Here is a 9981-nt window from a genome sequence, read left to right on the forward strand (position 1 = left end):
AATGCTTCAACAGCAGCCTGCATCGCTTTTTCCGCAAGCTCGCGGTTTGCCTTTGAAACACGGCCAACTACCTCTTCTTTATTAGAAGGATTGATAGATACGATTTTTTCATCAGTGGAGATTCTTTCATCGCCTATTACTAAGTCATAGTCTTGTCCTAAATAGCTTTCGACTGTTTTTAGTCCCTGTAAGTATGCTTCACGGTTTTCTTCTGTTTTAAAATTTGTGAAAGGTTCATGTTTGTACGGCTGTACCATGATGCCATCCCCCTTTAATAAATTCGTTTTCTCATCCGCCATTTTATAATGCAAGAAGTGTGCCAAATATGAAAAGCTGATAAATGACTATTTTTATAAGCTGAAAGCAAAATATTTTTGCTCTTTTTTAATCACTAATAGTTATTAGTGCAAATATTCATTGCATATATTCAAGTTAGTATATACTATTGAATAAACTGCCGAGTGAAGGAGATTACAATGAATCACAGAGAATTTGAACAGCTCCAATTGAAAAGCAAGTTCTTTCAGCGGATATTAGATGAAATTGATGTTGGTGTCCATGTAGTGAATGAGGAAGGAAGGACTACATTCTACAATAAAAAAATGGCCCAAATAGAAGGCATGGATTATGAAGATGTATTGGATAAAAATCTGCTGGATGTATTTTCTTTCAATCAGGACGAAGACAGCACCTTGCTTCAGGCGCTCAAAAATGGCAGCAAAATTAAAAATGCCAAACAAACCTATTTTAACAATAAGGGGCAGGAAATCACCACGATCAATAATACCTTTCCAATTATGGAAGATGGTGAACAGATTGGTGCTATGGAAATCGCACGTGATGTGACCAAGCTTGAAAAACTGATCAGAGAAAATATGAATAAACGCGGAGACACCCGCTATACTTTCGATAGTATTATTGGCAGCAGCGACGAGATCCATGAAGTGATTGAAGCGAGCAAAAGAGCAACCCGGACAAGTTCTTCTGTCCTGATTATCGGGGAGACGGGCACAGGGAAAGAGCTCTTTGCCCAAAGCATCCATAATGGCAGCAGCCGCTCTTCAAAACCATTTATCTCCCAAAATTGCGCTGCTCTTCCGGACAGTCTGATAGAGGGTCTATTATTTGGTACAAAAAAAGGGGCATTTACAGGCTCCATTGAAAGGCCAGGTTTGTTTGAACAGGCAAATGGCGGGACACTGCTGCTGGATGAAATCAATTCACTTAATCCATCCCTGCAGGCAAAGCTTTTGAGAGTTTTGCAGGAAAAAACGGTCAGAAGGGTCGGTGATACGAAAGACCGGACAGTAGATATTAGAATTATAGCAACCATTAACGAAGACCCGATTGATGCTATCTCAGAAGACCGTATGAGAAAAGATTTATATTACAGGCTAAGTGTTGTTTCCCTCTTCATTCCGCCTCTGCGTGAGAGAAGAAAGGATATCCGGGATCTTGCACAATTTTTCATAGAAAAATACAATCAGCTATTTGGGATGAATGTAGCGGAAATCGATGAAGAAGTAATGAACAAATTCGAGCAATATGATTGGCCGGGCAATGTACGGGAATTGGAGCATATAATCGAAGGGGCCATGAATCTGCTTGATCAGGAAGAAGCGATCAGCTATGTGCATTTGCCTCTTCATTTCCGGAATAAGCCTCAATTCAAGGAGGAACCGAACGAAACCGGTCATTTGGAGGATTTGCTTATTCAGAAAAACAAGCCTATAAAAACACTCGAACAATATATACAGGAAGCTGAAACCTACTATCTAAAGAAAGTCCTTAAACACCATGGCAATAATATAACCCAGTCCGCAAAATCCCTTGGCATGAGCCGGCAAAACCTGCAATACCGGCTAAGAAAATACGGAGTCAGGAAAGAAACAACTGATTGATGTTTCTCAAGGTTTAGAAGAATTGGTTCGCAGATATAATGAATTTTTCGCGATAAAAGTTGATTATCTCGATTAAATTCTAATTTTGGCAGATAAAAACGAAAAGCTCCCTCCGGGGAGCTTATTTGTATAGAATATCGTCCCTAAGAGCTGTAACGCGAGTCAAAGCTTCATCGATATCCCTCTCACTCACCCCAAAATGAGCAAGCGCATCATGCAGATGCTTAGCAATCGCGTTAAAGTGTTCGGGCTGCAGGTTCATACCCTCATGCGCTTTTGCCATGGAATTGCCTGAATATTGATTAGGACCACCCAATGCATAGCTTATGAACTTGGATTGATGACGTTTTTGCTTAGTCATATCCGTATTCTCAAAAAACTGATTGACGGTCGGATCCTTTAATACCAGTTCCTCGTAAAAATAATCAACTACCTTTTCAATGGCTTCTCCTCCGCCTGCTTTTTCGTAAAGTGTCTGTTCTGCCATAATATCTCTCCTTTCAACACAAAATGTATTCTTTGACTAAATCAAAGTCCCTATTCATAAATCGGAACAGGGACTTCTCCCCTTCACTTTACCCTATCGCTTTCCCAAAAAACAAAAGACTCCGAAGGGTCGGAGCCTTATGATGCTATTTGATCTTTTTCTTCCATTTCTTTTCGTTCCTGATCACTCATGAAAGTTATTTTGTAGCCAAGCATGGCAAAGATAATAGCCAGGATTGGCACAGTGAAATTTAAAATCGCATAAGGTGCATATTCAAAGGGATGAACGGCCAGTGTTGACATGATAAACACTGCACAAGTATTCCATGGAACAAAAACAGAAGTGACCGTACCGCCATCTTCAAGTGCCCGTGAAAGATTTTTGGATTGCAGATTTTTATCCTTAAATGCCTGTGTGTACATTCTTCCCGGCAGCAGAATGGAAATATACTGCTCTGCGGCCGCCACATTTGTAAAGAAGGCAGATAGTACGGTAGTTGCTACTAAGCTTCTTGCTGAACGGGCCAATTTCAGAATCTGTTCAACTATGGCTTTTAACATGCCGGTCTGCTCCATAACTCCCCCAAAGGCCATTGCTACAATCGTAAGGGACACGGTGTACATCATATCGTCAATGCCGCCTCTATTGAAAAGCTCGTCCACCATTGTGTTGCCTGATTCAATTGAAAATCCGCCCTGAAGAGTGTTGACGGCATCCCCCACAGCACCGCCCTGGACAAAAATATGGCATAGCCAGCCAAGGAAAACACCAACCGCAAGCGCAGGCAGTGCAGGTACCTTTTTTGCCACTAACCCTATAACAATAACAGGTACCAGTAATAGCCAAGGAGAGATGATAAAGTTCTCTGATAAAACATTCATGACATCAGTAATTTTTTCATTATTCAAATCATCCCCGCCAAATTGCCTTCCCAAAAACCAATAAGCAATAATAGCAATGGCCAGCGCCGGGAGGGTTGTGTAAAACATATTTTTAATATGCTCAAAAAGATCCGTGCCTGTGATTCCCGCAGCCAAATTAGTCGTATCGGACAGCGGTGACATTTTATCTCCGAAATAGGCGCCTGAGATGATAGCTCCCGCCACCATTGGAGCCGGGATGCCCATGCTGATTCCAATTCCCATTCCGGCGACGCCAATCGTTCCCATTGTAGACCATGAGCTTCCGATTGCCAGAGTGACAATGGCACAGATAATACAAATTGAGACTAAAAACATAGATGGCGTCATCAGTTTTAAACCGTAAAAGACCATGGTCGCTACAATTCCCCCGCCTATCCAGGAGCCAATTGTCAAACCGACCATTATAATAATAAGAATAGCCGGGAGCGCTAACTTAATGCCTTTATAGAAGCCTTCCTCAATATCGTTCCATTTATAGCCAAAACGCCAGGCGATGAAAGCGGATACAATTGTTCCGGTAATTAAAGGCACATGTGGGCTTCCCTCAAACTTAACAATTGTAATTATCATGGCAGCAATCATCACCAGCAGCGGCAGTACTGAAAACCAGAAAGGGATTTTCTTTCCTGTTTCTTGCATGTATGTTCCTCCTTTTAAAGTTGCAGTTGGTTTTACTATTGCAAGATTAATGCCAAGATATAAAATTCCAACATTTTTCAGACTATTTATCTTAAAAATTATAAATTTCTTCTGTCTTATGTAGCTGAGCATGCAAAAAAATTTGTCGAGCGCCCGCTCATTTTGCATGAGAAAGCAAATATTTTTTGCATCTCAATGAAAATAAAAAACCGGGCAGGAAACCCGGTTTATCCATTTTATTACTTCTTAATAAGATCTTCGCGCTGGGACTGGTCAATCCACTCTTGAAGCTTATCCTTAAGTGTGTTGAATCCCTGTGCAGATTCGTCCTCCATTTTGATTGGAGCCGCCTGGCGCTTGCGAGGCTTTCTAGCTTTCGCTTCTGCTTGTGGAGCTTCTTCTGTTGCACGGATTGATAAACCAATTTTACCTGCTGCTTCGTCAACAGATAACACTTTCACCTTTACTTCATCGCCCACTTTAAGATGCTCATTGATATCTTTAACGAAACCATGAGTCACTTCCGAAATGTGCACTAATCCCTGTGTATTCTCATCTAATGCCACAAACGCACCATATGGCTGAATACCTGTTACCTTTCCTGTAATAACACTGCCTACTTCGATTTTCTCTGACATGAAAACACTCCTATTTAAATTCAAATTTTATCTCTTTATACGCAATAAGAAATTATATCATAACTTCATAAAAATATCAAAAATGATTTGTTGGCATTCACATCCATTTTATCCCATAAAACAATTATGACAGCCATTCATTATAATAAAGCAATCCGCAAACAATATGTACACATCCTTTTTGTTTGTTAACGAAATGTTCATGAAGTAAAGAGAGGATCTTACGTTTCTCATGATAAAATATAGATAGAAGAAATTGACAGTGGGAGTGATGGATATGTCAAATATCGGCCATAACATTAAAGCTTGCCGCGAACGCGCAAATATAACCCAGCAGCAGCTCGCTTTGAAAGTGAGAGTTGGAACGGGGACGATTGCAAAATATGAAAATGGAGACCAGATTCCTGATACCCAGACTGTTTTAAAAATCTCAACCGCCCTCGATATTCCAGCTTCTGAGCTGCTTGAACAGGAACTTCAGAAGGGCCAGTCAGGAATTGATTATGAAATCGAACAGCTTGTGCGTGAAATTGGCACCAAAAAAGCTAAGCTCATCTTGCGCAAAGCAAAGGAATTCAGCGAGGAAGATTTCCTCCGTGTCATGCAAATGCTATTTGAAATCAAATATGATCAAAAAGTTTTATAAAAGAGAGTATATCAAAAGGGAATACTGGTTAGCCTTGTAGTGTAAGGCTTTCTAGTATTCCCCCCTTTTTGAAGTTGACAATCTGTTGCAGATTGTCCTTTTTTTATGCCTTTTGGTTTCGCTTTAAGAAATGGCTGATTCTCTTAATTGCTTCCTGCAGCAATTCCATGGATGTGGCATAAGAGCAGCGCACATGGCCTTCCCCGCTTTCCCCAAAAATATTGCCTGGCACCACCGCTACCTTTTCCTCCAGCAGCAGCTTTTCTGCAAATTCTTCAGAGGAAAGTCCCGTACTTTTAATAGATGGGAAAGCATAAAAGGCTCCGCCCGGCACATGGCATGTTAATCCCAGTTCATTTAGGGACTGAACAAAATAATTCCGCCTGCGCCTATAGCTCTTTTTCATATCTTCAACATCTGATCTGCCTGTTTTCAAGGCTTCAAGAGCGGCAAACTGGGCCATCGTGGGCGCACACATCATCGCATACTGGTGAATTTTCAGCATCGCCTGGGAAATTGCTTCAGGAGCGCAGACAAACCCCAATCTCCAGCCTGTCATGGCAAACCCTTTTGAGAAACCCGAGATTAGGATGGTTCTTTTTTTCATTCCGCTGATTGCGGCAAAACTCGTATACTCGCCATCATAAGCAAGCTCGGCATAAATCTCATCTGAAAGAACCAGCAGATCGTATCTTTCAGCTATTTGGGCTACTGCCTCCAGTTCACTTCCGCTTAACATGGTGCCAGTCGGATTATTGGGTGAACAAAGTATAATGGCTTTAGTCCGGTCAGTGATTACATTTTCCAGCTGCTCAGGCAGAATCTTAAACCCATTCTCTTTTAAAGTTTGGACCTGAACAGGCATACCGCCCGCAAGAGACACTAATGGCACATAGGATACAAAGCTTGGTTCGATTACAATTACTTCATCGCCTGGATCGAGGATTGCCCTAAGAGCAATATCCAGCGCCTGGCTCGCTCCCACCGTCACGGTTATTTCACTCCGGGGAGAATAAGAAACGCCGAAGCTTTTCTCCATATATCCTGCGATTTCCTCCCGAAGCTCCAGTAACCCAGCATTAGCCGTATAAGATGTATATCCCTGCTCAAGCGATAGGATGGCTGCTTCACGCACTGACCATGGTGTGATGAAATCAGGTTCCCCCACCCCAAGGGAAATGACTCCTTCCATTCCTGCAGCAAGGTCAAAAAAGCGGCGAATCCCGGAAGGTTTCAGCTCTTCTACCGTTTTGGATAAATAAGACTTAGTTCCATTCATTACGGTGACACCACAATTCGTTTGTCGTCTTCACTTTGTTCAAAAATAGTGCCGTCATGCTTATACTTTTTTAGAATAAAATGTGTGGTTGTCGATAAGACAGAATCGAGGGTCGATAACTTTTCTGATACAAATCGGGCAACCTCATTCATGGAACGTCCTTCGATGATGACAGAAAGATCATAGGCACCGGACATTAAATAGACAGACCTTACTTCTTTGAAACGGTAAATTCTCTGTGCAACTTCATCAAATCCCACTCCGCGCTTTGGAGCGACCTTCACATCAATCATAGCGGTAACTCCTTCATGACCATCGACTTTTGACCAGTCAATAACGGAATTAAAACGCACAAGCACTTTCATTTCCTCGAGTTTATCTAAAATAGTTTCAGTTTCCGCCATACTTAATTCGGCCATTTTCGCAATGTCTTCCACAGGGATTCGCGCACTGTTGTTTTCTAAAATTTCCAAAACCTCTATTTGCTTTTCAGTTAATTTCACCTTTGTCGCTCCCATCCTTTAGTGATTTACTCTATAAAATAGTTACATTATAGCAAAATCTGCAGAAAATAAATGTGTCACTTTCATTATTTATTAATTTCTTTAAAATCATATGTGTCAAGATTAAGTTTAAGGGGAAAATAAAGTAAATCCGGGACTAGGAGGGGAAGGCCAATGGAACAAGCAACCTTTTCAGGAACAGAGCCTATTAATGGAACAGATGTTTATTATGAATACTACAAACATGATTCCTCCAGGGATACCCTGGTGCTGCTTCATGGTTTTCTGTCATCCACCTTTAGTTATCGCAGGCTGATTCCTCTGCTGCAAACGGAATTCAATGTGGTATCAATGGATTTACCGCCCTTCGGCAAAAGCGGGAAATCCCAGCAGTTCGTCTATTCTTACAAAAATTTGGCGGATACGGTTATCCGCTTATCAGAAAAGCTGGGCTTTGAAAAAGTCACTTTAATAGGCCATTCCATGGGTGGACAGATTGTTTTAAATGTGGCACACTCCAAGCCTGAACTCGTAGGCCAGGCAGTATTGCTTTGCAGTTCCGGGTATATGAAACGAATGAAGCCGCATATCATCTTTTCAAGCTACATACCTTTCTTTCATCTGTATGTTAAATTATATCTTCAACGCTCAGGGGTAAAGCAGAATTTAAAAAATGTTGTCTACGATCATTCCATGATTGATGATGAAATGCTTTACGGATATTTGTCGCCATTTTTAGAAGACGATATTTTCCGGGCTTTAACCAGGATGATCCGCGACAGGGAAGGCGATATGCCAGCCTCTGCATTGAAGAAAATAGAAACGCCCTGTCTATTAATTTGGGGAGAACATGACAGAGTCGTCCCGCTTCATATCGGCAAACGGCTGAATAAGGATCTGAAAAATTCCAAGCTGGTAGTATTAAAAGATACCGGGCATCTTGTGCCGGAAGAGCGGCCGGAAGATGTTCTTCAGCACATCAGGAGTTTTATGAATACCATTCGGGTAGAGGAGAGTGTATAGTATTGTAAATAAAAGTGGCAGCCCCCAGGGTCTGAGAGCTGCCGTTTTTTATCTTAAATAGCACAGGTGCCATTATTCTTGATTTCCAGAAGACGCCCGGAAATTTCTTTGCATTTTTCCAAAGGAATGATTTCCTCAAACGAGAATTCATAAATGGATTGAATCTTCCTGGCCAATTTCATTAAATCATTTAAATCATGGACTGCCTGGACTGAATCCGCAATTTCAGTATCATAATTGCCCGGCCCCGCTCCAAATGGATCCCACTGATCCAGAGTGTAGACAAGCAAAAGATTCGTTTGCTGATTTTCCATGTATATCACCTTTTTATTATTCGGCCGATTTGAAGCCGCAATATTTTAATTTTTAGTATCAATATCATATCATAGAGTCAAGGTACATAAAAGAATTCTTAAGGCGGTGACAGGATTGAATCGTTTTAATTTCCATCAAAAAATCAGCAGGGAAAATACAGCTTCTGTTAAGTGGGATCTGACCAAGGATGTTTTTGGCAGATCCGATGTATTGCCCATGTGGGTAGCAGACATGGACTTTCAGCCTCCCGAAGAAGTAAAGAAAGCCATTGAAGACCGAATGGCTCATGGGGTCTACGGATATACGTATGCGCCGGATTCAACTGCAGAATCTATCGGACTGTGGCTGAACAAGCGGCATGGCTGGAAAATCAAAAATGAGTGGATTCTATACAGCACTGGAGTGGTTCCCTCCATCGCAACTGCCATCCAGGCTTTCACTGAAAAAGGGGATAAAGTATTGCTGCAGTCTCCGGTATATACTCCATTCTTTGAGATGATTAAACAGAATGGACGCACTGTCGTTAATTCTCAATTGAAACTCGAGAATGGCCGGTACGAGATTGATTTTGCCGATTTTGAAAACAAATTGAAAGAGGGCGTGAAACTATTCCTTCTCTGCAATCCGCACAATCCGGGCGGCCGAATGTGGACAGAAGAGGAACTGAGGAAAATAGGGGAGCTATGTGTTACATATGATTGCCTTATTCTATCCGACGAAATCCATTCTGATTTAATTTATAAAGGCCATAAGCATTATCCCATTGCTTCACTGGATCCGCGATTTGCAGAACTCACAGTCACCTGCATAGCTCCCACAAAAACCTGGAACCTTGCCGGAATTCAAGCTTCAGCTGCCATTATAAGCAATGAGAAGCTGCGGAAGGCTTTTCAGGCAGAACAGCACAAGCAAGGATTCTTCACGCTGTCCGCTTTTGGAATTATCGGCATGGAAGCAGCTTACCGCCATGGTGGGGAATGGCTTGATGGTTTGATGGATTATCTGGAAGAAAATAAAAAGACTGCTGCAGAATTTATTGGGCAGCACCTTCCGGGTATTCGCTTGATGGAGCCAGATGGCACATATCTTCTATGGCTTGATTGCCGAGGATTGGGATTAACTGATGACGACCTGCGTCAAAGCCTTTTGGAAAAAGGGAAGCTAGCCCTGGAACCAGGCCCGAAATACGGTTCAGGCGGCGAAGGATTTGTTCGAATGAATATCGCCTGCCCTCATGAGGTATTGGCAGAAGGGCTGGAGAGGCTGAAAAGAGCTTTTGGGTGATAGTGTTTGTGGAGGCGCGGCTGAGGCCGTGCTTTTTTTGTGTGCTGGATATTTGCGGTTTTTATAATTGCCATTCTTTCTTGGTTCTCTTTTTCCGTAACGTAAATACTTCTGATTAACTACCATTTATCTCTTGCAGTCCTTATTTTCGGCGTTAATCCATCCGATTAACTACCATTTTCTCTCCCCTCTCCTATTTTCGGCGTTAATCCCTCTGATTAACTACCATTTTCTCTCCCCTCTCCTATTTTCGGCGTTAATCCCTCTGATTAACTACCATTTTCTCTCCCCTCTCCTATTTTCGGCGTTAATCCCTCTGATTAACTACCATTTTCTCTCCCCT

General features: G+C 41.9%; 10 protein-coding genes and 1 pseudogene. 4 read left to right on the forward strand and 7 right to left on the reverse strand.

Going from position 1 to position 9981, the window contains the following annotated elements; all coding sequences use genetic code 11:
• Positions 1-257, reverse strand: a pseudogene (locus DFO72_RS19430) (L-glutamate gamma-semialdehyde dehydrogenase); the annotation flags it as partial.
• Positions 258-476: 219 nt separating this feature from the next.
• Here DFO72_RS19430 and DFO72_RS19435 point away from each other — a divergent pair.
• On the forward strand, positions 477-1901 hold the full coding sequence (locus DFO72_RS19435) for a sigma-54 interaction domain-containing protein (RefSeq protein WP_113883566.1): 1425 nt from the start codon (positions 477-479) through the stop codon (positions 1899-1901).
• A gap of 121 nt (positions 1902-2022) precedes the next feature.
• Here DFO72_RS19435 and DFO72_RS19440 read toward each other — a convergent pair whose 3' ends face one another.
• The 3 genes from DFO72_RS19440 to yugI all read right to left on the reverse strand — a co-directional run bounded on the left by DFO72_RS19440 (position 2023) and on the right by yugI (position 4588).
• Positions 2023-2388, reverse strand: coding sequence for a group I truncated hemoglobin (locus tag DFO72_RS19440; protein ID WP_113883567.1), 366 nt, complete (start codon positions 2386-2388; stop codon positions 2023-2025).
• 137 nt (positions 2389-2525) lie between these two features.
• Positions 2526-3950, reverse strand: coding sequence for a Na+/H+ antiporter NhaC (gene nhaC, locus DFO72_RS19445; protein ID WP_113883568.1), 1425 nt, complete (start codon positions 3948-3950; stop codon positions 2526-2528).
• 239 nt (positions 3951-4189) lie between these two features.
• A complete protein-coding gene (gene yugI, locus DFO72_RS19450) occupies positions 4190-4588 on the reverse strand; it encodes a S1 domain-containing post-transcriptional regulator GSP13 (RefSeq protein WP_035332058.1) in 399 nt (132 codons plus the stop codon).
• 277 nt (positions 4589-4865) lie between these two features.
• Between yugI and DFO72_RS19455 the strand changes: the two genes are divergently transcribed.
• Entirely contained in the window at positions 4866-5234 is a 369-nt protein-coding gene (locus tag DFO72_RS19455) for a helix-turn-helix domain-containing protein (RefSeq protein ID WP_113883569.1), read from the forward strand.
• 103 nt (positions 5235-5337) lie between these two features.
• Here DFO72_RS19455 and DFO72_RS19460 read toward each other — a convergent pair whose 3' ends face one another.
• Together DFO72_RS19460 and DFO72_RS19465 are read right to left on the reverse strand one after the other, a co-directional pair.
• A complete protein-coding gene (locus tag DFO72_RS19460; protein WP_113883570.1) occupies positions 5338-6513 on the reverse strand; it encodes an aminotransferase in 1176 nt (391 codons plus the stop codon).
• Complete coding sequence (locus DFO72_RS19465) at positions 6513-7016, reverse strand: Lrp/AsnC family transcriptional regulator (RefSeq protein ID WP_113883571.1); 504 nt, start codon at positions 7014-7016, stop codon at positions 6513-6515. The genes DFO72_RS19460 and DFO72_RS19465 overlap by 1 nt, the downstream gene beginning before the upstream one ends.
• Positions 7017-7190: 174 nt before the next feature.
• Between DFO72_RS19465 and DFO72_RS19470 the strand changes: the two genes are divergently transcribed.
• Positions 7191-8039, forward strand: a complete 849-nt coding sequence (locus tag DFO72_RS19470) for an alpha/beta fold hydrolase (protein ID WP_113883572.1) — start codon at positions 7191-7193, stop codon at positions 8037-8039.
• 53 nt (positions 8040-8092) lie between these two features.
• On the opposite strand, the gene DFO72_RS19475 is transcribed toward DFO72_RS19470, so the two are convergent.
• Positions 8093-8353, reverse strand: a complete 261-nt coding sequence (locus DFO72_RS19475) for a DUF1871 family protein (protein WP_113883573.1) — start codon at positions 8351-8353, stop codon at positions 8093-8095.
• A gap of 115 nt (positions 8354-8468) precedes the next feature.
• On the opposite strand from DFO72_RS19475, the gene DFO72_RS19480 reads away from it, so the two are divergent.
• On the forward strand, positions 8469-9638 hold the full coding sequence (locus tag DFO72_RS19480; protein WP_113883574.1) for a MalY/PatB family protein: 1170 nt from the start codon (positions 8469-8471) through the stop codon (positions 9636-9638).
• Positions 9639-9981: the final 343 nt, after the last annotated feature.

Origin of the sequence: Cytobacillus oceanisediminis (assembly GCF_004366035.1) — a bacterium.
Lineage (GTDB): Bacteria > Bacillota > Bacilli > Bacillales > Cytobacillaceae > Cytobacillus > Cytobacillus oceanisediminis_C.